General features: G+C 70.7%; 26 protein-coding genes. 16 read left to right on the top strand and 10 right to left on the bottom strand.

The window, feature by feature from the left end:
• Positions 1-32: 32 nt before the first annotated feature.
• On the top strand, positions 33-1,973 hold the full coding sequence (locus tag OG788_RS40725; RefSeq protein ID WP_406375951.1) for a M48 family metalloprotease: 1,941 nt from the start codon (positions 33-35) through the stop codon (positions 1,971-1,973).
• A gap of 73 nt (positions 1,974-2,046) precedes the next feature.
• On the opposite strand, the gene OG788_RS40730 is transcribed toward OG788_RS40725, so the two are convergent.
• Positions 2,047-2,409, bottom strand: a complete 363-nt coding sequence (locus OG788_RS40730) for a hypothetical protein (protein ID WP_406375952.1) — start codon at positions 2,407-2,409, stop codon at positions 2,047-2,049.
• Between OG788_RS40730 and OG788_RS40735 the strand changes: the two genes are divergently transcribed.
• Positions 2,396-2,815 carry a DUF4232 domain-containing protein gene (locus OG788_RS40735; protein ID WP_406375953.1) on the top strand — a complete coding sequence of 140 codons (420 nt, stop codon included), beginning with the start codon at positions 2,396-2,398 and terminating at the stop codon, positions 2,813-2,815. The genes OG788_RS40730 and OG788_RS40735 overlap by 14 nt on opposite strands.
• Before the next feature lie 244 nt (positions 2,816-3,059).
• Here OG788_RS40735 and OG788_RS40740 read toward each other — a convergent pair whose 3' ends face one another.
• Positions 3,060-3,893 carry a class I SAM-dependent methyltransferase gene (locus OG788_RS40740; RefSeq protein WP_406375954.1) on the bottom strand — a complete coding sequence of 278 codons (834 nt, stop codon included), beginning with the start codon at positions 3,891-3,893 and terminating at the stop codon, positions 3,060-3,062.
• A 169-nt stretch (positions 3,894-4,062) separates the two neighbouring features.
• Between OG788_RS40740 and OG788_RS40745 the strand changes: the two genes are divergently transcribed.
• The 6 genes from OG788_RS40745 to OG788_RS40770 all read left to right on the top strand — a co-directional run bounded on the left by OG788_RS40745 (position 4,063) and on the right by OG788_RS40770 (position 6,705).
• A complete protein-coding gene (locus OG788_RS40745) occupies positions 4,063-4,656 on the top strand; it encodes a TetR/AcrR family transcriptional regulator (RefSeq protein WP_406375955.1) in 594 nt (197 codons plus the stop codon).
• Positions 4,657-4,791: 135 nt separating this feature from the next.
• Positions 4,792-4,956, top strand: coding sequence for a 50S ribosomal protein L33 (rpmG, locus tag OG788_RS40750; protein WP_266764526.1), 165 nt, complete (start codon positions 4,792-4,794; stop codon positions 4,954-4,956).
• 76 nt (positions 4,957-5,032) lie between these two features.
• On the top strand, positions 5,033-5,293 hold the full coding sequence (locus OG788_RS40755) for a type B 50S ribosomal protein L31 (protein ID WP_406375956.1): 261 nt from the start codon (positions 5,033-5,035) through the stop codon (positions 5,291-5,293).
• A 40-nt stretch (positions 5,294-5,333) separates the two neighbouring features.
• A complete protein-coding gene (ykgO, locus tag OG788_RS40760) occupies positions 5,334-5,456 on the top strand; it encodes a type B 50S ribosomal protein L36 (protein ID WP_037617513.1) in 123 nt (40 codons plus the stop codon).
• Between the two features lie 194 nt (positions 5,457-5,650).
• Positions 5,651-6,061, top strand: a complete 411-nt coding sequence (locus tag OG788_RS40765; RefSeq protein ID WP_406375957.1) for a hypothetical protein — start codon at positions 5,651-5,653, stop codon at positions 6,059-6,061.
• 38 nt (positions 6,062-6,099) lie between these two features.
• Positions 6,100-6,705, top strand: coding sequence for a GPP34 family phosphoprotein (locus OG788_RS40770; protein ID WP_406375958.1), 606 nt, complete (start codon positions 6,100-6,102; stop codon positions 6,703-6,705).
• Between the two features lie 41 nt (positions 6,706-6,746).
• Here the strand turns inward: OG788_RS40770 and OG788_RS40775 are convergent, their stop codons facing one another.
• Positions 6,747-7,901, bottom strand: a complete 1,155-nt coding sequence (locus OG788_RS40775; RefSeq protein ID WP_406375959.1) for a hypothetical protein — start codon at positions 7,899-7,901, stop codon at positions 6,747-6,749.
• A 354-nt stretch (positions 7,902-8,255) separates the two neighbouring features.
• Here OG788_RS40775 and OG788_RS40780 point away from each other — a divergent pair, with 354 nt between their 5' ends.
• From OG788_RS40780 to OG788_RS40810, 7 genes are all read left to right on the top strand, one after another.
• Positions 8,256-9,248, top strand: a complete 993-nt coding sequence (locus tag OG788_RS40780; protein ID WP_406375960.1) for a LacI family DNA-binding transcriptional regulator — start codon at positions 8,256-8,258, stop codon at positions 9,246-9,248.
• A gap of 716 nt (positions 9,249-9,964) precedes the next feature.
• Positions 9,965-11,275 (top strand): ABC transporter substrate-binding protein, encoded by a 1,311-nt coding sequence (locus OG788_RS40785; protein ID WP_356759459.1) that lies wholly within the window; start codon positions 9,965-9,967, stop codon positions 11,273-11,275.
• Positions 11,272-12,252, top strand: coding sequence for a sugar ABC transporter permease (locus tag OG788_RS40790; RefSeq protein WP_351555140.1), 981 nt, complete (start codon positions 11,272-11,274; stop codon positions 12,250-12,252). The genes OG788_RS40785 and OG788_RS40790 overlap by 4 nt, the downstream gene beginning before the upstream one ends.
• Entirely contained in the window at positions 12,249-13,136 is an 888-nt protein-coding gene (locus OG788_RS40795; protein WP_351555137.1) for a carbohydrate ABC transporter permease, read from the top strand. Before OG788_RS40790 ends, OG788_RS40795 begins: the two co-directional genes overlap by 4 nt.
• A gap of 49 nt (positions 13,137-13,185) precedes the next feature.
• Positions 13,186-14,511, top strand: a complete 1,326-nt coding sequence (locus OG788_RS40800) for a glycoside hydrolase family 36 protein (RefSeq protein ID WP_406375962.1) — start codon at positions 13,186-13,188, stop codon at positions 14,509-14,511.
• The gene (locus tag OG788_RS40805) at positions 14,508-16,547 is read left to right on the top strand and encodes a beta-galactosidase (RefSeq protein ID WP_406375963.1); all 2,040 of its coding nucleotides are present in this window, start codon (positions 14,508-14,510) and stop codon (positions 16,545-16,547) included. Before OG788_RS40800 ends, OG788_RS40805 begins: the two co-directional genes overlap by 4 nt.
• A 200-nt stretch (positions 16,548-16,747) precedes the next feature.
• Positions 16,748-17,866, top strand: a complete 1,119-nt coding sequence (locus OG788_RS40810; protein WP_406375964.1) for a helix-turn-helix domain-containing protein — start codon at positions 16,748-16,750, stop codon at positions 17,864-17,866.
• A 69-nt stretch (positions 17,867-17,935) separates the two neighbouring features.
• Here OG788_RS40810 and OG788_RS40815 read toward each other — a convergent pair whose 3' ends face one another.
• Genes OG788_RS40815 through OG788_RS40830 form a run of 4 tightly spaced genes read right to left on the bottom strand, consistent with a single transcriptional unit; the run spans position 17,936 to position 20,966 of the window.
• Positions 17,936-18,715 (bottom strand): D-Ala-D-Ala carboxypeptidase family metallohydrolase, encoded by a 780-nt coding sequence (locus OG788_RS40815; protein ID WP_406375965.1) that lies wholly within the window; start codon positions 18,713-18,715, stop codon positions 17,936-17,938.
• 44 nt (positions 18,716-18,759) lie between these two features.
• The gene (locus tag OG788_RS40820; RefSeq protein ID WP_406375966.1) at positions 18,760-19,173 is read right to left on the bottom strand and encodes a hypothetical protein; all 414 of its coding nucleotides are present in this window, start codon (positions 19,171-19,173) and stop codon (positions 18,760-18,762) included.
• 33 nt (positions 19,174-19,206) lie between these two features.
• Positions 19,207-19,599 (bottom strand): hypothetical protein, encoded by a 393-nt coding sequence (locus tag OG788_RS40825; protein WP_406375967.1) that lies wholly within the window; start codon positions 19,597-19,599, stop codon positions 19,207-19,209.
• Positions 19,600-19,625: 26 nt separating this feature from the next.
• Entirely contained in the window at positions 19,626-20,966 is a 1,341-nt protein-coding gene (locus tag OG788_RS40830; RefSeq protein ID WP_406375968.1) for a GH25 family lysozyme, read from the bottom strand.
• Between the two features lie 673 nt (positions 20,967-21,639).
• Between OG788_RS40830 and OG788_RS40835 the strand changes: the two genes are divergently transcribed.
• Complete coding sequence (locus OG788_RS40835) at positions 21,640-22,488, top strand: thermonuclease family protein (protein ID WP_406375969.1); 849 nt, start codon at positions 21,640-21,642, stop codon at positions 22,486-22,488.
• Between the two features lie 221 nt (positions 22,489-22,709).
• On the opposite strand, the gene OG788_RS40840 is transcribed toward OG788_RS40835, so the two are convergent.
• The 3 genes from OG788_RS40840 to OG788_RS40850 form a co-directional block, all read right to left on the bottom strand.
• Positions 22,710-23,423, bottom strand: coding sequence for a GvpL/GvpF family gas vesicle protein (locus tag OG788_RS40840; protein WP_406375970.1), 714 nt, complete (start codon positions 23,421-23,423; stop codon positions 22,710-22,712).
• 222 nt (positions 23,424-23,645) lie between these two features.
• The gene (locus tag OG788_RS40845) at positions 23,646-24,014 is read right to left on the bottom strand and encodes a low affinity iron permease family protein (protein ID WP_406375971.1); all 369 of its coding nucleotides are present in this window, start codon (positions 24,012-24,014) and stop codon (positions 23,646-23,648) included.
• A 2-nt stretch (positions 24,015-24,016) separates the two neighbouring features.
• The gene (locus OG788_RS40850; protein WP_266764544.1) at positions 24,017-24,196 is read right to left on the bottom strand and encodes a CsbD family protein; all 180 of its coding nucleotides are present in this window, start codon (positions 24,194-24,196) and stop codon (positions 24,017-24,019) included.
• Positions 24,197-24,473: the final 277 nt, after the last annotated feature.

Raw genomic sequence — 24,473 nt, forward strand, 5'->3', positions numbered from 1 at the left:
TCCCGGAACCCCGGCCACCGCCGCACGGCGTCATGAGGAAGTATCCGCCGGCGCGCCCCGGCCGCTCGTGGGGACCGCCACCGTGGCTGTGGCTGACCCTGCTGCTCTTCCTCGTCCAGGTCCCCGCACTGACCGGACACGCCCTCGGCGTGGGTGCCGGACTTGTGCGATTCGGCGACACCGGACGCGGCTCCTTCGTCACGGCCACGCTCAGCCTGGTCCAGCTCCTGCCCCTCTTCTTCCTGCTCGCCGCGGTCCTCGCGCTCTTCGCCCCGCGGGCACGTTGCCGGGTCGTCGAGCGCCGCTACGGACTGCTGGCGCCCGACGATCCGCTGATGGCGCCCCCGGCAGAGCCACCGGGGTACCCCGGTCGGCCCTCCGCACCCGATTTCGCCACCCGGATGACGGCCTTCGTCAACGAGCACGCACCGGGCGTCCAACTGCGCCTGAGCACCCAGGATGGACTCTCCGCCCGCGTCTATCCGGGCAGTTGGCGCACCACCCGGATCGGCGTCTTCGCTCCGCTCGTCCATCTGTGGCGGACGGACACCGAGGCGGCCCGCGCCGTACTCCTGCACGAGCTCGGCCATCTGCGGCAGGGCGAGCAGCACGTCACCGGGCTCGGCGGCCCGCTCACCGCCCTCGTCCGCGCCTGGCCCCATGTCCTCGTGGCCTTCGTCGTCCTGCCCGTCACCCTGTTGTTCGTCACGGGCGACGCGACCGCCCGCCTGACGCTCGCCGAAGTCGTGCTGGTTCTCTTCAGCGTGCCGAAAGTACTGCTCCTCGTGGTCGGCGCGCTCTGGTCGGCGGAACTCGGCGCGGACCGCTTCGCTGCTCGGGCCGCGGGCGCCGACCATCTCGTACGTGCTCTGCGCCGCCTCGAGCAGGGCGATCACGGAGGCCTCGCACGGCTGCATCACCCACCCGCCAGGATGCGGATCCGGTGCGTGTCGCGGGGCGGGACCACGAGGGTCCGGCTCCTGCTGACCCTGCTGTGGCCCCTCGCGCTGCTCGCCCAGCTGCCGCTGGCGATGCTGGGGGCGCTTCCGGCGTACGCGCTGCTCGGCGCGGAGAGCGACCGGGCCACCCGGCAGGTCCTCGCCCTGGCCCACGAGTCGCTCGCGACGGAGCCCGCCTGGTGGGCGACACTCGCCGTCACGCTGGTCTGGCCGCTGGTCACAGGCGTGCGACCCGTACGGCGGGACGCGGCGGCCGTGACCGAGTCCGCCACGGTCCACACGGCAGCAGTGACCACGTCCGCGAAGGTCCACACCGCAGCAGTGACCACGTCCGCGAGGGTCCACACGGCAGCCGTCCTGCTCCCGGCGGTCCTCCTGCTCGTCGGACTGCTCCCCCTCGTCTCCCGCCCGTCCGGCGGCGTCTTCCCCGACGAACGGGCGGGGCCGGCCACCCCGGCCACACGGGCGCCGGGTGGCGGTGCCCCGGCCGGTGTCGCGCCGACGGCGTGCCCGAGCCGTGGGGCACCGCGCGATCCGACACGTCCGCCGGGACTCCCGGTCTTCACCCCCGAAACGCCCCCGCCGTCCCGCGACAGTGCGCCGGACCGGCAGCGGGGAGCACGGACCTTCCGCACCCTCGACGTCACCGCGGCCGATGCCCTTTCTGGCACCCGTGACCAGGCGCAGGACGTGGGCGACCGTCTGCGCGGTGCCCGTTGGACCCTGCACGACGACGGCACGCTGACCGCCGACCGGGCCGGAGTCCCCCTCCTGCGCACCACGTCCGCCGGCGCCACGACACGCCTGCTGACCGGGCAGCGCACGGAACGCACCGACGTCAGCGCGACCACCACGTGGATGGAGGCCCGGCTCGTCGGCGGCGCGGGCCGGACGGCGCGACTGGACCTCGTCCGCGCCGCGACCCGGGACATGCGGGCCGTGGTCGACTGCCGGGAGTTCACCTCCACGTCGAGCACCGCCCAGCGCCTGTCGCTGACCCTGGTCCGCGAGTGATCGGTACCCACGCCGTCACCGTCGTGTCACAGCCCCGTGCCCAGGTGAACCGAGGGAAGCCGCCGTGCGATCTCTAGCGGCGAGTGCCGGGGAGACCGGCGCCTGGACATCTCACATCGGGGGACTTCATGCAGTACGGGATGCACCGCGGGTCACGTGCCCGCAGAGCCGCTCTGGCCATGGCGACCGTGTCGGCGGCCGCGCTTCTCATGACCGCGTGCCAGCCGGGCGACGACGACGCGGGGTCCGCCGCCTCTCCGTCCGGCGCGCCGACGGCCTCGTCCTCCGGTTCCCCGAAGCCCGCCACGTCGCCCGGAGGGACGGGATCGTCCACCGCGCCCGCCGTGACGTCCACTCCCAAGGCTCCGGGATCGGCGTCCGCCACCTCGACCCCGACGACGAAGACATGTGCCGGGGAGTCCTTGAAGTCGTTCATGTACCAGGCCGACGTCCGGCCCGAGGGCACCGGGATCGGCGCGGTCATCGTCGAGTTCACCAACATGTCCGGCACGTCGTGCGTCGTCCAGGGGCATCCGACCGTGGCGGGGGCGCCCAACGGATCCCCCGAGAAGGGCCGCCCGCTCGCGGTGACCCCGACGGGCCCGGCGTCCAAGGTGGTGCTCGCAGCCGGCGCGAAGGCCTGGGTCAAGGTGACGTTCGTCCAGGTCCAGGGCGAGGGCGACGGCTACTGCGTGTCCGGGGCCGAGCCGGTCACCTACCCGACCCTGGTGGTCGGTCTCCCGGCCGGCGGAGCGCACCAGCTCGCCCTCGACGACGGCGCGCTGGCCGAGTGCGACGACAAGGCGACGGTCACCGCCGTCACCGCGACGAAGCCCTCCTGACGGTCACCGCGACACCATCACCGTGACGAAGCCCTCCTGACCGTCACCGGTGCGCCGTCGCCGCCGCCCGGCGAGGGCCACGGCGCACCGGTGAGCGGGACCGGAACCACGGGAACGGCTCCGGGATCAGGTTCGGCACCGCTGGGGCCGGCGGGCAGGCGGCGACCCCCGTCGTGACCCCGCGGGCGAGTGCCCGAAGCACCGGTCCGGTCCGGCTCGGCCCCCGCGCAACCGGCCGGAGCGCTCAGGTGGTCGAGGCGGACCGAACGGCGGTGACCGCCACCGTCGTGCAGGGCATCGTGAAGCGGCCTCCCAGCGCGTCGACGGCGGCGCCCACCTCCTCCAGCACGGAGGCCGACGCGTCCGCGGGAAGCCGGGTGAGCGGGCCCAGGGTCGGCATCACGTCCAGCCAACTCTCCCGGGTGTGGGACCACTCCCAGGAGAAGCTCCACTCCTCCGGTTCCTCGAATCCGCCCACCCCGCGCATCTCCTCGGCCGCCTTGGTGAGCATCGGCTGATAGGCGTCCACGGACGGTTTCGTCAACGCCCCGAAGTCGAACGGGGAGTCGGGCATCGTCCTTCGGCAGGCGGTGGCGAAGGCCTCCGCCACCCGGGACGGCATGGGGAACACGTGCCAGAACGCGGCGAACCGGCCGAAGGGCCGCAGCACCCGCTTGGCCATGGCCGCTCCCGCGACCGGGTCGACCCAGTGCCAGGACTGGGCGGCGACGACCGCGTCGAACCCCCGTCCGGCCGGGTCCCAGGTCTCGAACGCCGCCACCTCGACCTCGGTGCCGAGCCGCCGTGCCACGTCGGCCATCCGCGCGTCGGGATCGACCCCGAGGACGGTGCACCCCGCGGCCCGGAACTGCCGGGCGGCGATGCCGGTGCCACAGCCGACGTCCAGGACGTCGGGGCCGGGGATGCCGGAGACGATCCGCTCCACGAGGGCCTCGGGGGAGCGCGGCCGTGCCCGGTCGTAGCGTTCGGCGTCGGAGCCGAACGACTCCGCCGTCTGCCGGTACTCATGAGGCTTCTTCGCGGAGGGACGCGATCCCTCCGTGGGTACAGTGGGCATGCGCCCACTGTGAGTGGGCGCATGCCCACTAGTCAACGGGCGGACGTGTTCGGTGAACGGCGCGTACGCCCCTGCTTCAACGCGTCTCCCGATGGAGGGATGCGCGCTCACTCGCCCTGGACGAGGTCGTCGTCCTGGGCGCGTCCTGCACGGAAAGGCGGATGCACGTATGCCGACCGGGGTGGCCCTGCGTGACGCGCGCGAACAGCTCTTCGCCGCCGCCGAACGCGTCCTGCTGCGGGACGGGCCGAACGCGCTGACCAGCCGGGCGGTCACCGCGGAGGCGGGCTGTGCCAAGGGGGTCCTGCACCGGCACTTCGCCGACTTCGACGAGTTCCTCGCCGAGCTGGTGCGGGACCGGATCGCCCGGCTCGACGTCCAGGCCGCCGCCCTGCGCGAGTCCGCCGGAACGGGCACCGTCGACGGCAACCTCACCGCCGCGCTGGCCGACGTCTTCGGGCCCCTGGCTCTGGGAATCCTCGGACTCGTCATCGCCCGGGACGCCCTGCGCGCCCGGCTGCGGGCCACCACGCCGACCGGCCTTCCCGTTCTGGCCGAGGCCGCGGCCATGATCGCTTCCTACCTCCGCGCGGAGCGCGACCTGGGCCGCGTCGTGCCGGACGCCGACGTCGACACGCTCGCGCTCACGCTGATCGGGACCGGTCATCTGCTCTTCGCCGGCCGGGAAGGCGCGTCACCCGATCTGGCGGGCGTCCGCCGGACGGTGGGCTCGGTCGTCGCCGGTGCCGTACGCGAGGTGTAGCCGCCCTGGTGGGGCGGGCCGCGTGGGCGTCGTGACGGGCCCGGGAATGCGGACGCGGGGTGCGCTGTTACAGCTCTCGTAACTGATTGGCATGCGCGAGTCAAGGCCCGCGCATGGTGGGCGAAGGAGGACCTCATGGCACGCAGCACCGCGCGCCCCGTCGTCACGCTGAAGTCGACGGCCGGGACCGGCGCCACGTACGTGACGCGCAAGAACCGCGGGAACGACCCCGACCGGCTCGTCCTGCGCAAGTACGACCCGCTGGCGGGAAAGCACGTCGCGTTCCGGGAGGAGCGCTGACCCCACGCCGGGCGCAGCAGGCAGACGTACCCGGCGTTTCCGCAGACGCACCTGCCGTAACCGAGGAGGGAACCCCATGAGGCCCGACATCCATCCCGAATCCCGTCCCGTCGTCTTCCGGGACCGTGCCGCGGGCGTCGCCTTTCTGACGCGATCGACCGCGCGGTCGGCCAAGACGATCGAGTGGGAGGACGGCGCGGTCCACCCGGTGATCGACGTCGATATCTCGTCGGCGAGCCACCCGTTCTACACCGGGACCTCACGGGTCCTGGACACCGCCGGCCGGGTCGAGCGCTTCGAGCGCCGCTACGGCCGCGCCGCGCCGAACCGGCACTGAACGCCGGAGCACGTCGAGTCCGGCAGGAGGGAACAGAGCCATGAAGGTACGCAAGTCGCTGCGTTCGCTGAAGTCCAAGCCCGGGGCCCAGGTGGTCCGTAGGCGCGGAGTGGTGTTCGTCGTGAACAAGAAGAACCCGCGCCTCAAGGCCCGCCAGGGCTGACGGCGGATCAGGGAGATCCCCGGATCAGGGAGATCCCCGGATCAGGGGCATCGGGGGGAAGCCGTCCGGTCCGGCCGACGCGTCGCGCGTGGGCCGGACCGTAGTGTGTGTGAGGGTCCGGCTCCGGGGCGGACGGGGTCCCGCGGTACGGGGAGGTGCCCGCACACGGGACCCAACGGTCCGACGGTGACACGATGATCGGTCCCACCACCCAGAAGCGGCGGCCCACCACGCCCCCGGCCTCCGTCCCGGGCACGGGCCACGGCCTCGGCGTCCTCGACGTCCGGGGGTGGATCGGACACAACGGTTCCCTGCCGGGCTACGCGCCGCTGGCCGTCTGCTTCCCGCCGGCCCGGGTGACCCTCGTCGTGCCGCTGAACACCGACATCGACCACAAGGGCTCGGAGCCCGGCACACGCTTCGGAGACGCGATCACGGAGATCGTGACACCGCGGCACCTCTTCGACCTGCCGGCGCAGCCCGCGGCTCGCCGACGTGCCGGTGCGCCGAAGCGTTACGATCACGATCGTGACGTGCCCTTCTCCGCGGGCGACCGGATCACCCGCGGGCGGCGGTGCGGTGGATGTGATGGATCCGATGCGTGACGGTCGCGCCGGGCGAAGTACTCCGAAGGGAGCCGTTCGTGACCACGGCAAGGGACTTGTTCATCGTCACGATGGACAAGGAGCCGGACCGTTCTGTGGGGCAGGGCGATCTGTCGCTCGCCCTCGCCGGAGCCGAGGTGATCGATCTCCTCGCCGACGAGGTCCTCACGCTGGACGGCGACCGGATGGTGCCGACGCGACAGCCGACGACGGACGACCGTCTTCTGGGCGAAGCGGCGTCCGCGGTGGTGCGGCAGATTCCGTTCGAGCGGGTCGAGGACTGGCTGTGGCGCAGGGGCCGCGACCTGGCGGCGGCCTATCAGGCCGACCTCGAACAGGCGGGCCAGCTCGCCCGGCGGCGGCGCAGCCGGCTGCCCTTCGGCGGCGACCGTATGGAGTTGGTGGACTCGCCGGCCCGCAGCCGCGCGATGCACCGCTGGGCGGCGGACGAGCCCGTCCTCGCGGCCCTCGCAGCTGTCGTCGGGATTCCCGCCGAGCAGACCGAGGACACCCCGGCCGTCGGCGACGAGGCGGTGACGACTGTCCTGGTCGCCGTGCACGACGCGGTGATGGAGCTCGAAGCCGTCCGCCAGCGCCGGGCCATCGAGAACGCGGCGTTCGCCAACATCTGGCGGGGTGCCTGAGGGAACCCGCGCGAGGGACGGGCCCCGACCGCACCCGGTGATCACCCGGACGACTCGCGGGCCCGCTCCTCGCTCTCGCGTGCCGCCTGGAGGGTGTCGGCGCGGGGCGCGCGCCGGGGCAGCAGCGAGTCGGTGACGCGCTGAAGGGTCTTCGTCAGCGGGTGCCTGTCCTGTCCCGACGCGGAGGCCCGTACGGCGGACACCGCGTCGCGGTACTCGGCCATCTCGGCGAGCGCCGCGTGGGCGAGTTCGGTCGCCTCGCGGTACAGGTCGCGCGACGTGGTCATGGCTTCGAGGGCTTCGGAGTACGAGGCCGCCAGGGCGCGCGCGTGGGCGAGTTCCTCTTCGAGGGTCAGCAGACGCCAGTCCTGCCGGAGCGCGGTGAGGGCCGCCGCCGCGTCGTCGGGCAGCGGCCAGGGCAGTGCCGCGAACTGGACGACCTTGTCCAGGAGTTCCGTCGGTTCGGAGCCGTCGAGGAAGACGCTCCGGACCCTGAAGGCCTGCTCGTCGAACCCGACGCGGGCCGGTGTTCCGGACAGAATGACGGCTCCGCCGCGCGGCACGGACGTCCCGAGGTCGCCGAGCGCCCAGTTGACCGCGTGGAACTGCTCGGGCGTGGCCCGGTGTTCCACGACGCGGTGCCGCAGTGCGGGCGGCAGCAGGCGGGTCAGCGGGAGGCGGCCCTCGGGGTCGGGGGTCATGGCCTCGTGCACGACGACGTTGATGCTCCAGCTGTGCCGGGCGATGTCCTTGAGCATCCGGCGCAGCGCGGCGTCGTCCTTGGGGAGCGGATTGATGTCCTGGAGCCGCAGCCCGGCCACGCTGTCACGGTCCCAGGAGATGTCGCTCTTCTCCGGCCAGAACATGGTGGCGGGGGAGGGCCACGAGAGATCCCAGGGCCGTTCCGCCTCGGCCGCCAGCGTCCAGCGCCGCTCGGCGTCCACGTGGTCACGTCCGTCGGTGACGAGCCGCGCCCGCACCGTGACGTCGTCGTCGACGAGCCAGCGCGCCTCGAAGACATGACCGTCGGGCGTCGAGGCGTTCTCGGGCTCCAGGAAGTCCTGGATCGTTTCGCTGTTCTTCAGTTCCCGCAGGTGCTCCCGGAGCGCCTGCTGCGGGGCGGGGCCGGTATGGCGCCCGGCGGCCAGCCAGACTGTTTCCGGGGCGGTGGGACGGTCTGTGGAGGACTTCGGCATGAGTCACTTTGCTGGTGGGGTGCGGTGTGCTCTCCCAGTATGGTCGCCTTGGGACACGAGCCGGGAGGCGAGGCCCCCCGGGATCACGGACCTCCGCCATCGAGTGACTATGGGCAGTTCGTTGACGATCGGGTGGATCGGGGCCATCGCGAGGAATTCGGCCGGTGCGCCGATGGCCGGCACGGTCCGGACGGCCCGGTTTCCGTACGCGCGTGTCGCGGCCGGGGACGGCGGCGCACCACCGGGCGGGTGAAGGCGCGGACCTGCGAGGACGGGGAGTGGATCGTGCCGGCCGGGACCTCCGTTACGGCGCGGGCGCCGGTAGGGTTGCGGTCGGAGAAGGGGCGGACGCGGATGCGGCAGCGGGTGACCATGAGCGATGTGGCGCGGGCCGCGGGTGTCTCGTCCGCGACCGTCTCGTACGTTCTGAGCGGCAAGCGGCCCGTCACCGAGGAAACGCGCAAGTCGGTCGAGTCGGCCATCGAGCGTCTCGGCTTCAGTCTCAACCCCGTCGCCCGCAGCCTGCGTACGGGCAAGTCCACGATGGTCGCCCTCGTCGTGCCCGACATCGCCAACCCCTTCTACGCGCTCCTCGCCCGGTCGATCCAGGACGAGCTGCGGGGCCGGGGCTACCACGTGCTGGTGAGCAGTACGGGGGCGCGGCGGGACGAGGAGGAGGCGCTGCTGCGCGAGGCGGTGCAACAGCGGTTCGCCGGTGTGGTGATGACGCCGTTCCGGCTGGCCACCGACGCCTTCGACGCGCTGCGGAGTGCCGCGATCCCGGCGGTGGTCAGCGCGGACGTCTCGTTCGGCGACGTCGATCTGGTGACTCCCGACGCCGACGCCGCGGTCCGCGAGGCGCTGGCGCATGTGGCGGCCACCGGCCGCCGGCGCATCGGCGTGATCGCAGGGCCCGAGGACGCCGCGGGCGGCGATCCACGTCTGGAACGGGTCCGGAAGTACGCGTCCGAGGCGGGGCTGCGCGTCGCACGGGAGCACATCGTCCACGGCGAGCACACGCGCGAGGCGGGGGCGGAGGGCTTCGAGCGCCTGATGCGCTCCGGGCTCCGGCCCGAAGCGGTGCTGTGCGGCAACGACATCACGGCTGTCGGCGCGATGGACACGGCCGAGCGTCTGGGGCTCGACATCCCCGGCGACGTGTCCCTGGTGGGGCACGACGACATCGAGTTCGCCTCGCTGGTCCGGCCGCGCCTGACGACCATCCGGTACCCGGCGCGCGAGGTCGGCCGCGTCGCGGCCGGGCTCCTCCTGGAACAGATCGACGGCCGAACGCGACGGCGGACCGTGCGGGTCGCCGCGGACTTCGTGGCGCGGGCGTCCGTCTGATGCCGGACTGACGTCGCTCCGGCGCCGCCGCCCGTCGTGGGCCGCCGTTCCGGACCCCTGTTTCCGTCCCCCTCTTTGCCGGATCGATGTCGAGGGACCGTAGCGTAATCGATTACGTTGCGCGAGACTGGGCGGCGGGCGAACGCCTGGCGGAGGTGGGCGGCCACATGAACCGTCATGACCTCTGCGGCATTTGACATGAAAGAGTCTCGATGTCGGTTTGGGTTGCCTGTAAACATAATCCATCAACGACTGTTGGCTTTTGGTCATTGTCGTTGCGGAATTCGACATCTTTCATGGCGTCGGCCCGGCCTCCGTGGGCCGGTCGTTGACCCGTCCGAAGGGCTGGCGTCGACGGCTCGCGGGAGGCTGCCCGATCCCCGCCCGCCGCTCGCCGGGTTCGTGGATCCCGGCACCGGCCCCTTGCTTTCGGCTGCCCAAAACCGCTCTGTCGCACCCGATATGGCCGATGAGCTGTGCCCTCGATTCCGTCGGCGTCCTCGGTGGTGGTCCCTGCGTCCGGCCGGCCCCTTGGTGTGGCCACGGTCGTCCCGTGCCGTGTCGGTCACGTTTCGGGTACGTGGGACGTGAGGTCTTGACGCCACGGCGACATCCGGCTGTCATTACGCCCACGTTGTTCGGTCAAGTTGGTTTCTGATCGATTTCCGGCCTCCCCGCCGTCCATCGCTGACCGAACCCTGCCCTCAGGAGCCGTCATGCACCTTCCCCTCTCGGGTCTGTCCGCCCCGACGCCCAGTCGCCGCACCCTGCTTCGCGGAATCGGCGGCGCGGCCGCGCTCGGCGCGGGCATACCCCTGCTGAGCGCCTGCGGCGGCAGTGGCAGCGCCGCGGACCCCAAGACGGTCACCGTCGGCTCCAACGCCTCCGACGCCGTGCCGAAGAAGGCCTTCGCCGACATCTACGCGGCGTTCAAGAAGCAGTCCGGCATCACGGTCGACGTGAACACCAAGGACCACAACACCTTCCAGGAGCAGATCAACTCCTACCTCCAGGGCACGCCCGACGACGTGTTCAACTGGTTCGCCGGCTACCGCATGCAGTTCTTCGCAGCCAAGAAGCTCGCCACCCCGATCGACGACGTGTGGAAGACGATCGGCGGCAACTTCCCCGACGCGATGAAGGCGCTCAGCAAGGGCGAGGACGGCAAGTACTACTTCGTGCCGCTCTACACGTACCCCTGGGCGATCTTCTACCGGAAGAGCGTCTTCCAGCAGCACGGCTACGAAGTCCCCACCACCTGGTCCCAGTTCATCGCCCTGTGCAAGCAGATGAAGAAGGACAAGCTGGTCCCGATCGCCTTCGGCGACAAGGACGCCTGGCCCGCCCTCGGCACCTTCGACCAGATCAACTTCCGCACCAACGGCTACGACTTCCACGTCGAGCTGATGGCCGGCAAGGCGTCCTGGACCGACGCCAAGGTGCGCGCCGCCTTCGACAACTGGGCCGAGATCCTTCCCTACCACCAGGAAGGCGCCGTCGGCCGCACCTGGCAGGACGCGGCGCAGACCCTGGCGTCGAAGAAGGCCGGCATGTATCTGCTGGGCACCTTCGTGGGCCAGCAGTTCACCGACGAGGCCGACCGCGAGGACCTCGACTTCTTCGCCTTCCCGGAGATCGACCCCTCGTACGGCCAGGACACCGTCGAGGCCCCCACCGACGGCTTCATGCTCTCCAAGGCCCCGAAGAACCACTCCGGAGCCGTCAAGCTTCTGGAGTACCTCGGCAGTCCGGCCGCCGAGCAGATCTACCTCAAGTCCGACCCGAACGTCGTCGCCGCCTCCACCAAGGCCGACACCTCCTCGTACAGCGCCCTGCAGAAGAAGGCGTACGAGATGATCAGCGGCGCCAAGCACCTCACCCAGTTCATGGACCGCGACAGCCGGCCCGACTTCACCTCGACGGTGATGCAGCCCGCGCTGCAGAAGTTCATCCGCGACCCCAAGGGCATCGACGGTCTCCTGTCGTCCATCGAGCGCCAGAAGAAGACGATCTTCGCCTCCTCATGAGCACCGAGACGACCACCAAGAATCCGGAGGCGGCCGCCGTGCCGCCTCCGGGCACCGCATCGGTCGACAGCCGCGTGCCGCACGGGCACAAGCGCCTGTTGACCCGGCGTGACAGGATCACGCTCGGTCTGATGGCGGGTCTGCCCACCATCCTGCACATCGCGCTCGTCTGGGTCACCGCGCTCGCCTCGATCGCGCTGGCCTTCACCACCTGGGACGGCATCGGCTTCGACGCCATCCAATGGGTCGGGCTCCAGAACTTCCGTGAACTCTTCACCCAGAACCCGCAGTTCTGGCCCGCCGTCCAGCACAACATCGTCTGGTTCGTCGTGCTGATCCTCGTCCCGACACCGCTCGGCCTGTTCCTGGCCGTGCAGTTGGACAAGAAGATCCGCTTCAGCCGGGTCTACCAGACCGCGTTCTTCCTGCCCGTCGTCCTGTCCATGGCGGTCATCGGATTCGTCTGGCAGCTGGTCTACAACCCCGACACCGGCCTCATCAACAGCGTCATCGGGGCCAACACACCTGGCCACTACATCGACTGGATCGGCGACCCGGACCTCAACCTCTGGGCGATCCTGATCGCCGCCTCCTGGCGCCACACCGGCTACATGATGATCCTCTACCTGGCCGGCCTGAAAGGCGTCGACCCCTCGCTGCGCGAGGCGTCGTCGCTGGACGGCGCCAACGAGTGGCAGACGTTCAAGAACGTGATCTTCCCTGTCCTGCGACCGACCAACACGATCGTCCTGGTCGTCACGATCATCGAGGCGTTGCGCGCCTTCGACCTGGTGTACGTCTTCAACGGCGGTGCCGAGGGAACCGAGTTGCTGTCCATCCTGGTGACCAACAACATCATCGGGGAGTCGAGCCGCATCGGTTACGGATCGGCGATCGCGGTCGTCCTGCTGGTCATCTCGCTCGTCGTGATCGTTCCCTACCTGGTGACCACCTTCCGGAAGGAGCGGCGATCGTGAGCGCCTCCACCCTCGCGCTCAAGAAGCGCGCGCCACTGCGCCCGGCCCGGCTCCTGCTCCACCTCTTCCTCGCCGGGGCGTCCCTGGCCTGGCTCGCGCCGCTGCTCTGGGCGGTCTACGCCGCGCTGCGCCCGTACGGCGAGACCAGCACCAAGGGATATGTGTCCTGGCCCGACAAGCTGAGCCTGGACAACTTCACGAGCGCGTTCCAGCAGTCGGACATGACGCACTACTTCGGCAACACCCTGCTGGTCGCGATCCCGGCCGTCCTGCTGACCCTTTTCCTTTCCTCCTGCGTCGCCTTCTACGTCAGCCGCTTCGACTTCCGCGTCAACCTGGCGCTGCTGCTGGTCTTCACGGCGGGCAACCTGCTGCCCCAGCAGGTCATCATCACGCCGCTGTACCGCCTGTACCTCCTGGTCGACCTGCCCGGCATCACCGTCAGCGGCAAGCTGTACGACTCCGCGCTGGGCCTGGTCCTCATCCATGTGGCGTTCCAGTCCGGCTTCTGCGCCTTCGTCCTGAGCAACTACATGCGCTCGCTGCCCCACGAACTCACCGAGGCCGCGCTCGTCGACGGCGCCTCCGCGTGGCGCCTGTACTGGCAGATAACGCTGCCGCTGTGCCGGCCCGCGATGGCCGCGCTCGCGACCCTGCTGTCCATCTGGATCTACAACGACTTCTTCTGGGCCCTGGTGCTGATCTCGACCGGCGAGAACATGCCCGTCACCTCCGCCCTGAAGAACCTTTCCGGGCAGTACTTCACCGACCCCAACCTGGTGGCCGCCGGCGCACTGCTCACCGCGATCCCGACACTGATCGTGTACTTCGTGCTCCAGCGCCAGTTCGTCAGCGGTCTGACCCTCGGCGCCAACAAGGGCTGAGACGGCTCCCCTTGAAAGAGTCAGGCGGCTCCACGTGAAAGAGAACGACGTGCCTCAATCCTTCACCACCGTGGCCGGCGTGCCCGTCGACCCGCGCACCGCACGGGTCCACGAGGAGGGCTGGCAGTCCTGGAGCCCCAGCGGCTCCTACGCCCTCGACGACATCCCCCATCGCCCGGCCGACACCAACTGGGCGACCGTCTGCTACCGGCCCGGGCGTACCGTGCCCCCCGCCACCTTCCAGGGCGAGGGACTGCTCGCGCTGGACCCGGGCGACGGCTCCCCGGTCCGGCTGTGGGCCGCCCCGGACTCGCGGCGCTCGGTCCCGTCGATCCGGCTCACCGTCCGGGACGGCCGCGCCGAGATCAGCGCCGACGGCCCCGTCACGGAATCGGCCCACACCGGACCGGACGGCATCCAGGGCGCCCTCGCCGCCTGGGCCGACGGACTCGGCCTGCCCGCCCCGCCGCCCGCGCCGACGGTCTGGTGCTCCTGGTACGAGTACTTCACCGCCGTCACCGAGGACGACATCCACGAGAACCTGCGCGCGATGGACACCCTCGAACTGCCCGTCGACGTCGTCCAGATCGACGACGGCTACCAGAGCGCGCTCGGCGACTGGCTCACCCTCTCCGGCCGCTTCCGCTCCCGCGCCGGAATCGCCGACGCGATCCGCGCGCGCGGCCGGCGGGCGGGAATCTGGACGGCACCGTTCCTGGTGGCCCCGCACAGCGAACTCGCGGCACGGCACCCCGACTGGCTGGTCCGCGACTCCGACGGCGCGCCCCTGCACGCCGGCCACAACTGGGACCACGACCTGTACACGCTCGACGCCACCCACCCCGAGGCCGCGGCCTACCTGACCGACGTCTTCGCCACCCTGCGCGCCGAAGGATACGACTACTTCAAGACAGACTTCCTCTACGCGGGCGCCCTGGACGGCGTACGGCACTCGGGAGCCGACGCGCTGACCGCCTACCGCGCCGCCGTCGCCCTGATCCGCGAGGCCATCGGCGCCGACGCCTACCTGCTCGGCTGCGGCGCGCCGATCCTCCCCTCCATCGGCCTGTTCGACGCGATGCGGGTCAGCCCCGACACGGCGCCGCACCGGCGTCCCGAGGCCGACGACTACAGCCAACCCGGCCAGGACGCCGCCGAGTTCACCGGTGCGGGCCGCCAATGGCAGCACCGGCGCCTATGGATCAACGACCCCGACTGCCTGGTGGCCCGCCCCGCCGTGGAGACCCGCGAGCGCTGGGCGGCCCACGTGGAGGCGACCGGCGGACTGATGGCCTCCAGCGACCGCCTGCTCTCCCTCGACGCCTGGGGCCTGGCCACCACCCGCCGCCTGCTGTCCTCCGGAGGGGCCGCATGACCGCCGACCGCACGCTCTCCGTCCCCGGCATCGCCTACGGCGGCGACTACAACCCCGAGCAGTGGCCCGAGGAGGTCTGGGCCGAGGACATGCGCCTGATGCGCGAGGCCGGCGTGACCATGGTCAGCGTCGGCATCTTCTCCTGGGCGCTCCTGGAACCGTCCGAGGGCACGTACGACTTCTCGCGCACGGACCGCCTGCTGGACCTCCTGCACGAGAACGGCATCGCCGCCGACCTCGCCACCCCGACGGCCGCGCCGCCCGCGTGGTTCTTCCGGGCGCACCCGGAAGCGCTCCCCGTGGACCGGGACGGGCGTCGGCTGACGTACGGAAGCCGGCAGACGTTCTGCCCGAGCAGCCCCGCCTACCGTGAGGCCGCCCTGCGCGTCGCGGGCGCCCTCGCCGAGCGGTACGCCGCTCACCCCGCCGTGGTGATGTGGCACGTCCACAACGAGTACGGCTGCCACAACGCGGCCTGCTACTGCGACACCAGCGCCCGGTCGTTCCGGCGCTGGCTCCGCGAGCGCTACGACGACCTCGCGGCCCTCAACCACGCCTGGGGCACCACCTTCTGGAGCCAGTGGTACTACGACTGGGACGAGATCCTGCCGCCCCGCGCCACCGGCGCCGTCCCCAACCCCACGCACCAGCTCGACTGGCGCCGCTTCTGCTCCGACGAACTGCTCTCGCTGTACACGGCGGAACGGGACGTGCTGCGGGCCGCCTCCCCGTCGACACCGGCCACCACCAACTTCATGGTGATGGACACCTTCGACGCACTGGACTACTGGCGGTGGGCCCCGGAGCTGGACGTCGTCTCCAACGACCACTACCTGATGTCCGCCGACCCGGCCTCGGAGATCGACATCGCGCTCTGCGGCGACCTGACGCGGTCGTTGGCCGGCGGACCCTGGCTGCTCATGGAGCACTCCACCGGCGCCGTGAACTGGCAGTCCGTCAACCGGGCCAAGGGCCCCGGCGAGATGCGCCGCAACGCCCTGGCCCATGTGGCCCACGGCGCCGACGGCATCGCCTACTTCCAGTGGCGGGCCGCGAAGGCGGGCGCCGAACAGTGGCACTCGGCGATGCTCCCGCACGCGGGCACGGACAGCCATATCTGGCGGGACGTGGTCCGCCTCGGCGCCGATCTGAGGGCGCTGGCCGAGGTGCGCGGCAGCACGGGCACGGCGGAGGTCGCCGTCGTCTGGGACTGGAACGCCCGCTGGGCCCTGGAACTGCCCTCCCAGCCGAGCGGTGAACTCCGGTACCAGGAACTGGTCCGCGCCTGGTACGAGCCACTCTGGCGGTCGGGCGTGGCCGTCGACTTCGTACGCCCCGACGCGGATCTCTCCCCCTACCGTCTGGTGCTGGCCCCGAGTCTCTATCTGGTCGACGAGACGGGCGCGGCGAACCTCGGCGGTCACGTCGAGCGCGGCGGCACCCTCGCGGTCGGCTTCCACAGCGGCGCGGTCGACGAGAACTGCCACATCAGGACGGGCGGTTACCCGGGGGCGTTCCGGGAGACCCTCGGTGTCCGCAGCGACGAGCTCTTCCCGCTCCTGCCCGGTGAGTCGGCCGGGCTGACCGGCCAGGTGCCCTCAGGCGCCACGGCCACCCTGTGGTCGGAGCGGGTCCGCCTGAACGGCGCCGTGGCGGTCGCCTCGTACACGGACGGGCCGCTGGCCGGTGTCCCGGCGGTGACGAGGAACGGCCACGGGGCCGGCACCGCCTGGTACTTGGCGACGCTCCCCGACCCGGACACCCTCGCCGAGCTGCTGGACCGTATCCGAGCCGAGGCCGGAGTCGCCGCTGCCGGGCACGTGCCACCGGGTGTCGAGGCCGTCCGGCGACGCGGCCACGACGCCGACTACGTGTTCCTGGTCGACCACGCGGGCAAGGGAGCCGAGATCCCCGTCCCGGCCGGGGCCACCGAACTCCTGACCGGCAAGACGCTGTCGGGCTCGGTCACGGTCGCACCCGGGGACATCGCGGTCGTGCGGGAACCGCGGGCGGTGCCGAGGACAGTGGGCCGGTGAACGACGGCCGCCACCGGGGAGGCCCGGGCGACGGAGGCGTCGGGGAGACGTCGCGGTGGCGGCGCCGTCAGTTGACACTCTTTCAAATATCGTTCTTAGAAAGGGCGTTGACTGTCGCACTAGACGGCGAAAGGGCGCACATACTCCTTCCTGCGGTGTAGCTTCTACCCGTCAGTAGGGGCTTGAGCAAGGGTGGGTGTGTGGCTGCCTCTCCGCAAACCGAAAAGTTCGCCGTCTGCCTTCGGAGGCTGAAGGACCGCAGTGGCCGGGGCTATGACCGCCTCGGCAAGGAGGCGGGCGTCAGTGGCTCCAGTCTGCATCGGTACTGCTCCGGCCTCAGCGTCCCGACGGACTACCGGGTGGTGCACTCCTTCGCCAAGGTGTGCGGCGCCAGTACGGAGGAGCTCCGGGAACTCCACCGACTGTGGGCGCTGGCGGACACCGACCGTGACGTACCGGTCGTGACCTCGGAGGATGTCCCGGCACCGGCACCGGCACCGGAACAAGAACGAGAACGAGAACCGGAACAAGATCCGGCACCGGCACCGGCACCTAAACCGGACCCTCCCGCCGTGCCCGCGCAGGCGAGCCCCGGACCGGACGACGCCGTCCCGCCGGAGACCGCTCCCGACGAGGCCGAGAGGCCGCGGCGGTCCCGGGTGCCCGGGAAGCTGTCCTCCCGTTTCGCGATGCTGGCCGCCGTGGTCGTGGTGGTGCTGGTGGCCGGTTTCGTGTGGATGCCCGCCGATGCCTCGCCGTCGGCCGACGACGGGCTGCTGTACTCCGCCGCGTGCAAGTCGGTGAGCATGGGACAGCACGACGAGTGCGTGCGTGAGGTCCAGAGACTGCTCGTGCGGGCCGAGGGCAGGCTCGCCGTCGACGGGGACTTCGGGCCGGAGACCCTGCGCAGACTGACCGCGTTCCAGGTGCTGGCGGGTATGCCGGCCAACAACGTGGTCGACGAGCCCACCAAGAAGGCGCTCTACGCGCAGAAGGTGAGCATGGCGACCTGGTCGCAGGACAGGGTGGCGAAGCGGATCCGGGAGGTGTTCGTCGAGGATCCCCGCACCGCTGTGGCCATCGCCCACTGCGCCTCCTTCCTCGACCCGCTGTGGACGCTGCCCAACACCAACGGCAGCCGCAACTGGGGCGTGTTCCAGATCTCCGACGCCCGCCTGCGGGAACTCGACGGCACACCGCTGCGGGCGTTCGACCCGGAGTGGAACATCCAGGCGGCCCACCGGCTGTGGAGCGTCCGGCACGACTTCCACGACTGGCCCTCCTGCGAGGCGGCGCTGAAGAACGCACCGAAGGGCTGAAGCCCGGAAGCCCCGGGTACCGCCGCCGCGGTACCCGGGACTTCCGGCTCCGGATCATCCGGGGCTGCGTCAGATCGTGCCGCTCTCCCACCACCAGTCACGGCCGAGGTCGGCCCTGCTGTCGACGTGCTGGTGGTCGACGGTGTACCGCTCCAGCCCGGAGAACCCGCAGGTCTCCGCCTTCTGGTAAACGGTCTTGGTGGCCACGCCGGGCACATCGAGATCGGCCGCGGTGCCGTACAGGTGCATGCTGTCGCTCGCCCCGCCGATGTCGGCGTTGTGCTCGATGCTGCGGAAGCCGGAGTTGACCGTGATCGGCTTGTCGCCCAGCTTCTTGCGCAGCGCCTCCAGCTTGTACATGCAGCGTCGGGCGTTCTCCTTCACCTGCGCCGCGCTCACCTTGCCGCCGTTGAAGTTGCCGCTCGCCTGGTCGTAGAACTCGCTCCAGTTGAAGTGGGCCGTGGACCCGTCCGACTGCTCCAGCGCGTTGAGCTTGGCGTGGGTGTTGGGACCGGCGATCCCGTCGTCGTCGAGACCGTACGCCGCTTGGAACCGCTTCACGGCCGCCGCCGTGCCGGGGCCGAAGTCGCCGTCGAGGCCGACCCGGGTCTGGCTCGCGCTGTTGGCCGCCCAGCCCGAGACCCGGATCTGCAGCTCCAGCACGTCGGCGCCGCTGTCACCCTGCTTCATGGTGCGCGACCACGAGTAGGCCTGCGCGGTACCGGAGAGCAGCAGCGGGCCGAACGCCAGGCCGGCGCCGACGGCCAGCGTGCCGCGCAGCATGCTGCGGCGGTCGAGCGGGCGGCTGCCGACGGAGCGGCCGCCGGCGGAACGGAAGGGGAAGGTCATCGTCGTCCTTTCGGAACGGTGGTGCGAGAAGGAGCGGAAAGAAGTCAGTAGGCGAGCTGGAAGTCCACGTTCTGCGCGTCGGTGTCATAGGGGCCGACGCGCAGGACGAAGCGGGTGCCGTCCTTGACGTCGGTGGCGACGGTCGCCCACGGGGTGCCGTGGAGGGAGTACGTGTTGTCGTGGTTGCACTTGTCGGTGTGGTCGACGAACACCACACAGGCGTACAGGAACCCTCCGTCGTCCGTGGTGAGCCGCATGTTGATGTCACCGCACCGCGAGGACGTGGTGAAGGGGCCGTAGTCCCTGGGGCCCACCTGGTAGCGGTAGTTCAGGTTCTTCGCGCCGCCGTAGCAGCTCGTCGCCGCGGCCGAGGACTGTGCGGCGGCGGGCGCGGCACCCGCTCCCAGCAGTGCGGCCACGGTGACGAGAGCCGAGGCGAGCGCCCTGGTCTTGATCATGGTGGTCTCCGTTCGGTGAGGTGGGTGAGGGGGTCAGAAGGCGATCTGGAAGGTGGCGGAACTGCCTTCCAGGTCTACGCCGTTGGGCACGGTGAACCTGGTTCCGTTCAGGACGTCGGTGGCGATGGTCGTCCAGCTCCGGCCGATCTTGGTCCAGTAGTTGCAGGCGCCGGCCCTCGCGAACTGCACGCAGGCCCAGCCGAACTCGGCGTCCCCGCCGGTCATCCGCATGTTGATGTCCGTGCAGCGGCTCGTGGTCACGTACGGGCCGAAGTCGCGCACCTCCCCGTAGTGCACCGTGACCGCTCCGCCGTAACAGCTCGTGGCGGCGGCGCGGGCCGTGACGGCCGAGGCGGGCGCCGGGACGGTGAAGCCCAGGGCGACGAGCAGCGCGACGAGGGACGCGCGGGCGAATCGGCCGGTCATGGGGGTCCTCCTCGATACGTACGGGGTCACCGGTTGGCCAGCCGGTCCAGATCGGCCTGGGTGCCGTTGAACACGTCTCCCGTCGCCGGCGCCCGGACGCCCGGGAAGATCGCGGCGTCGGTGTACTGCCACATCGCCCAGGTCGTCGAGCCGTTCGGCAGCGGCGGCTGGGTGATCGACTGGCGGTAGTCCGCGAGTTGCAGCGGATAGCGGGCGAAGGCGGTGGTCGAACCCAGGCAGTCGTCCAGGAAGGACTTCTGGGTGTAGATCATCGGAACGCGGCCGAAGGCGTTCTCCACCCGGTCGAGCCAGGCCTTGGCATCGGCCACCGTCCCGTAGGTGGGACAGCGTCCGCTGCCGTCGTCCATGCGCTCCAGGTCGAAGATCGGCGGCAGGTCACCCGCCCGCTTCCCCGTGTAGCCGGTCGCCCGTACGGCGGCGATGAACCGGTCGGCCTGCGCGGCACCCGTGTCGGCCGCCGTGCCCGTGTAGAAGTGGTACGGCGCCACGGCCAGCCCCGCCGCCCTGGCCCCCTCGAGGTCGGTGGCGAGGTATTCGTCGGTGACGTTCATGCCCCGCGTGGCCTTGACCGTCGCGAACCCGGCACCCGAGGCCCGTACGGCCTTCCAGTCGATCGGCGCCCCGCCGGGGTGCTGGTACTTGGCCGTGTCCAGGCCGTCGATCGGGTGACCGGCGGGGTGGGGCGGCACGCAGTACGCGTTACGGCTGGACCAGTCCACCAGCTTCGCCCAGGTGTTCGGGCCCACGGTGCCGTCGGCACTGAGGTTGGCGCAGTGCTGGAGCTCGATGACCCGGTCCTCGGTGCCGCCCCCGAAGTCGCCGTCGATGGTCAGCGGCGGATAGTGGAACGGCTCCATGGCCAGGTTCAGCCGGCACTGGACCTCCTTGACCTCATCGCTCTTCGCGCCCTTCTTGAGGGTCGGGCGCGCGTCGGTGTGGCCGCACACGGTCGCCTGCGCCGTGCCCGCCGTGCCCTGGGTCGCGCAGGTGTGCGGTTGCGCGGCCCAGGAGTTCAGCGCCGCCCAGGTCTGCGGACCGAGCACGCCGTCCGCGCTCAGCCCGGCGCACCGCTGGAACTCCTTGACCCGCGTCTCCGTCGCCGATCCGAACGAGCCGTCCGCCGCGATCGGCGTGTACCGGCTCGGCTTCGTCGCCAGGCCGAGTTCGCACTGCGCCTCGACCGTCGCGTCCCCCGTCGATCCCTGCTGCAGCGTGGGCTGCGCGCTCGTATGCCCGCAGACCGCCACCGCGGCGGCCGGCGCAGCCTGCACCGCCGCCGGACCGCACAGGGGCAGGACCGCTGCCACGGCGAGGGTCAGACCCCGCAGAAGCGTCCTTCGTCCCATCTGGTGTTCCCCCTCTGATGAGTGGCCGGGAGCCCCCGGCCGCTGGTCATCCTGGCAGCGGTCGCTCCGAGACGGATCCTCTTGCTCCGGGTCGGGACGCTGGGACAGTCCCGCGCCTGTGACCTGCGAAGACGCGTCATCGCTGGGATGCACATGGGATACGGGCGGCGGAGCCGGAGCTCGACGAGGAGGCCGACGGGCGCACGGGTGCGCGGCGCGGGCGGGGAGCGGTGCGCGCCGTCGGTACGGGAGTGGCCGGCGCAGCGAAGACGGCCCACCTCGTAGGTGTCGGTCCAACGGGGCAGGCCACCGACGAGGCAGGGGGAGTGCGAGTGGGCACCAACTCCCTTCGCTGAGCCCTATGTGGCTGCGAGGGGGATCGTCCTGCGGGTGTGGACTCGGCTCAGGTCGGCCCGCCCTGAGGCGGATTGTGGTCGCGGAGGCGCCCGGCTGAATCCCGGGGGACCGCACCCAGTGGCCGGGCGTGTGATGCCCCGCCGTTCGCAGTCCCGACGCCGCGTACCCCGTTCGGACGCGGCAGCAGGCATATGCCATTGGCGACGAGTAGGTTGCGGCTTATGGGAGGTCGACCCTCCCGTTCGATCTTCGCTCGAACATTCGAGCAGGGGGTGTTGCCTCCCCCCACTCCACCTCGTCACTCACAGGAGCCATCATGCCCATGCTGCTGATCAAGGGATCGTTCCACCTGAAGGACACGGCGCCCGACGGAGACACCGTCCACTTCATCGCCGACAACCCCGACGAATGGCAACTCGTCGGGGGCAAGAACCCCGTGCAGCTCACCGCGGCGGGCCACGCGAAACTGCGCCTGGAAGGCATCGACGCACTCGAAACGCACTACCACGGGGCCCATCAGCCGCTGCCCCATGCCCACGCCGCGGCGAAGGAGCTCGTCGAATGGCTCGGCTTCACCGCCGTGCAGCGCGACCCGGACGAAAGCGTCACCGCGTCGACTCCCGCCACCACACCTGGCTTCGTCCTGACCCGCGGTGCCGACCTCTACGGCCGTGTGATCGCCCTGGTCGGCAAGGGCAGCCCTCCCGGAACCAGCGGCACGGAAATCCCCGTCGACGCAGCTCTCCTGAAGAAGACGGCCAACCACCACATGGTCTCCGAAGGGCTGGCCTACCCGACCTTCTACCGCAGCCTCTTCAAGGACCTGCGCCTCGAACTGACCGCCGCGGCACAGCAGGCCGAGGCGGCCGGCAAGGGCGTATGGCCCGACGACGTCTCGCTCTCCGGCGTGAAGGTCACGGGGCTGTCGTCCATCGAGAACGACTCGGTGATCCTGCCCAAGCTGTTCCGGCGCTTGGTGGACTACTTGAAGCTCGGCATGCCGATCACCTGGTTCCCCGCGTATCTCGCCGGCCAGGGGGACCCGGTCACGGTTCTGTCCACCGGAGAGCGGTTCGTCGGTCTGCACAACGTCATCGAAGTCAGCAACGGCGACCTGGTCCGCCTGTCGCACCCCGCCGCCGATCTGCTCTTCGACGAAGGGTGAACCCATGACGAGCCCGTACACCGAGGGCAACGCGTCCGGCGTCGGCGCCGAGCACCAACTCGTCGCCCCCTGAGGCCACTTACGGCCCCAGCGGGCCCTGTAACCGCCGTGGTTCCGGGGTGCGCGCCCACGGGCGGGTCCCCGGGACGGGCCACCATGCCGACGGCGGTGGGGAATTCATGGGGTATCGGAGCTGCCTGGACCGTCCGAAGAAGTCTCCGTCAGCTGAAGCTGTACGGAGGCAGCGGTCCGTCGAGCCGGAAGTCGAAGCCCTCTCCCATCTGATGGGCGAGACTCAACTCCGTGGTGAGGAACAGCTCGTCCTGTTCGTCGCTCACGAGGAAAGCGACGCTGAGGAAGTCCGTCCCGCCGGGCCGAGTGGCGTCGATCTTCCGGGCGAACGGGCGGAGCGCCTCGATCACCCCTGACGCCAGGGCCTGCTGACGGGCCCGTGATTCCTGGACGACCAACCTGCCCAGCCGCGGAGCCGCGTCGGGTTCCGCCGTGCCGGCGCGGATCTCGTCGTCGAGCCGCCGGGCCGCCTCCGACTCCGAGAGGATCTCGCGCAACAGCATCTCCTCGTCCTGCGACGCCTTGAGGCGGTACTCGGCGCAGCCCTCCAACTGGCGCAGCCGGTCGGCGTAGTCGTCCGCGTGCTCCTCCAGCGCGAGCCGGACCGCTTCGTCGTCCGGGGCGGTGCTGCCGAACCGCAGGGGCAGTACGGTACCGTCCGTCATCAGGCGTCGCTGGACCTCCTGATGTGCGTCGATGTCCCTCTGCTCGGGCCCCAGTTCCTCCGGTGCGTCACTCACCACCGCGCAGAGGGGGCCGGCGGTCACCGTGCGCAGCCGGGAGGGCGATGCTCCAACTCCGTCGAGACCGTCGAGCCTTAGCGGATGGTCCTTCGACGTGATCGAGTAGATGTATACGGCCATGGCTCATTTCTCCGCGTGAGACGCGCTCCTCTCCCGCCGGGAGGATCGTCACGCCGCACTCGTACACAAAAGTGCAATACCATCATATAAGGGTACTTGACCCATGCGGTAGGGATCAGCTGCCCATGAGGTCGGTCGCCGGAACCTGCGGCACAGGCGAGGCCGTGGGCCGGCGCGGCGAGATCCGCGGAGGCGAGCGGAGAGCTGCCGGGTTCCTCGGCTCTAGGTCTCGTCCTCCATGCGGATCACCTTCCTGAGATCCGCGTGCGCCTTTCCGGACGCGCCTTCCTGCGCTTCCAGCAGCGCCGCGGCGATGGCGTCCAGTTTGCGCTGGACGGCACGCTCCGACCGCAGTTCGGAATTCTTCAACAGGGCGAGGAGCAGCAGCGTCACCGCGGTCATCGCGTCCCCGGCGAGAAGCAGCCACTTCACGCCGAGGTCGGCGACGTGCAGGGCGAGGGTGAGCGAGACCAGCCCCACGCAGAACACGAAGAACAGCGGCGAACTGGTGAACCGCGACGCCGATTCGGCGAACCGCTCGAACCAGCCGCGCTCGTCACCACCGCGGTCGGCGGGATGCTGAAGAGCCATGGTCAGTGCTTGGTCCACTGGCGCACACGGGCCGTGGCCGACTCCGTCATCTCCTGTGCCTTGCCACGCAGTTGTTCACGCCGTCCCGCCCTCTGGACCGAACTGTCGCCCAGCGCCTTGCCGACGGACTCCTTCACCTTGCCCTTGATCTGCTTCGCCTTCGCGTTGCCCTTGAACTTCATCGTCGCCGTCCTCTCAGGGGCGGCCCGCGCCGCGAACCTGGCCGGTCACCGCCCTCTTCCTCACCGTGTGGCCTCGTGGACGGCACCGCAAACCGGCGCCGGCGTATTCGTCCGCGCCCGGCACCTCCCGGCGTACGTCCGGGGTTTCTCCGCGCCACCGAGGGGGACCCGATGCTGACAGCCCGGAGTCGCAGGGACAACCGGTGCCGACCGGGACCGCACGCACAAGGAACCGGGGGCGAACACAGAAGGAAGATGAAGTGCCGTGACCGCGGAC

It is taken from the genome of Streptomyces sp. NBC_00647 (genome assembly GCF_045207245.1).
Classification (GTDB): domain Bacteria; phylum Actinomycetota; class Actinomycetes; order Streptomycetales; family Streptomycetaceae; genus Streptomyces.

Excerpts from the sequence above, each read along its gene's own strand:
- OG788_RS40845 (WP_406375971.1), bottom strand. The coding sequence starts at position 24,014 with ATGGCTCTTCAGCATCCCGCCGACCGCGGTGGTGACGAGCGCGGCTGG.
- OG788_RS40850 (WP_266764544.1), bottom strand. The coding sequence starts at position 24,196 with ATGAAGTTCAAGGGCAACGCGAAGGCGAAGCAGATCAAGGGCAAGGTG.
- OG788_RS40815 (WP_406375965.1), bottom strand. The coding sequence starts at position 18,715 with ATGACCTTCCCCTTCCGTTCCGCCGGCGGCCGCTCCGTCGGCAGCCGC.
- OG788_RS40805 (WP_406375963.1), top strand. The coding sequence starts at position 14,508 with ATGACCGCCGACCGCACGCTCTCCGTCCCCGGCATCGCCTACGGCGGC.
- OG788_RS40785 (WP_356759459.1), top strand. The coding sequence starts at position 9,965 with ATGCACCTTCCCCTCTCGGGTCTGTCCGCCCCGACGCCCAGTCGCCGC.
- OG788_RS40765 (WP_406375957.1), top strand. The coding sequence starts at position 5,651 with ATGATCGGTCCCACCACCCAGAAGCGGCGGCCCACCACGCCCCCGGCC.
- rpmG (WP_266764526.1), top strand. The coding sequence starts at position 4,792 with ATGGCACGCAGCACCGCGCGCCCCGTCGTCACGCTGAAGTCGACGGCC.
- OG788_RS40730 (WP_406375952.1), bottom strand. The coding sequence starts at position 2,409 with ATGAACGACTTCAAGGACTCCCCGGCACATGTCTTCGTCGTCGGGGTC.
- OG788_RS40835 (WP_406375969.1), top strand. The coding sequence starts at position 21,640 with ATGCCCATGCTGCTGATCAAGGGATCGTTCCACCTGAAGGACACGGCG.
- ykgO (WP_037617513.1), top strand. The coding sequence starts at position 5,334 with ATGAAGGTACGCAAGTCGCTGCGTTCGCTGAAGTCCAAGCCCGGGGCC.
- OG788_RS40755 (WP_406375956.1), top strand. The coding sequence starts at position 5,033 with ATGAGGCCCGACATCCATCCCGAATCCCGTCCCGTCGTCTTCCGGGAC.
- OG788_RS40830 (WP_406375968.1), bottom strand. The coding sequence starts at position 20,966 with ATGGGACGAAGGACGCTTCTGCGGGGTCTGACCCTCGCCGTGGCAGCG.
- OG788_RS40840 (WP_406375970.1), bottom strand. The coding sequence starts at position 23,423 with ATGGCCGTATACATCTACTCGATCACGTCGAAGGACCATCCGCTAAGG.
- OG788_RS40775 (WP_406375959.1), bottom strand. The coding sequence starts at position 7,901 with ATGCCGAAGTCCTCCACAGACCGTCCCACCGCCCCGGAAACAGTCTGG.
- OG788_RS40790 (WP_351555140.1), top strand. The coding sequence starts at position 11,272 with ATGAGCACCGAGACGACCACCAAGAATCCGGAGGCGGCCGCCGTGCCG.
- OG788_RS40820 (WP_406375966.1), bottom strand. The coding sequence starts at position 19,173 with ATGATCAAGACCAGGGCGCTCGCCTCGGCTCTCGTCACCGTGGCCGCA.
- OG788_RS40740 (WP_406375954.1), bottom strand. The coding sequence starts at position 3,893 with ATGCCCACTGTACCCACGGAGGGATCGCGTCCCTCCGCGAAGAAGCCT.
- OG788_RS40725 (WP_406375951.1), top strand. The coding sequence starts at position 33 with ATGAGGAAGTATCCGCCGGCGCGCCCCGGCCGCTCGTGGGGACCGCCA.
- OG788_RS40825 (WP_406375967.1), bottom strand. The coding sequence starts at position 19,599 with ATGACCGGCCGATTCGCCCGCGCGTCCCTCGTCGCGCTGCTCGTCGCC.
- OG788_RS40745 (WP_406375955.1), top strand. The coding sequence starts at position 4,063 with ATGCCGACCGGGGTGGCCCTGCGTGACGCGCGCGAACAGCTCTTCGCC.
- OG788_RS40780 (WP_406375960.1), top strand. The coding sequence starts at position 8,256 with ATGCGGCAGCGGGTGACCATGAGCGATGTGGCGCGGGCCGCGGGTGTC.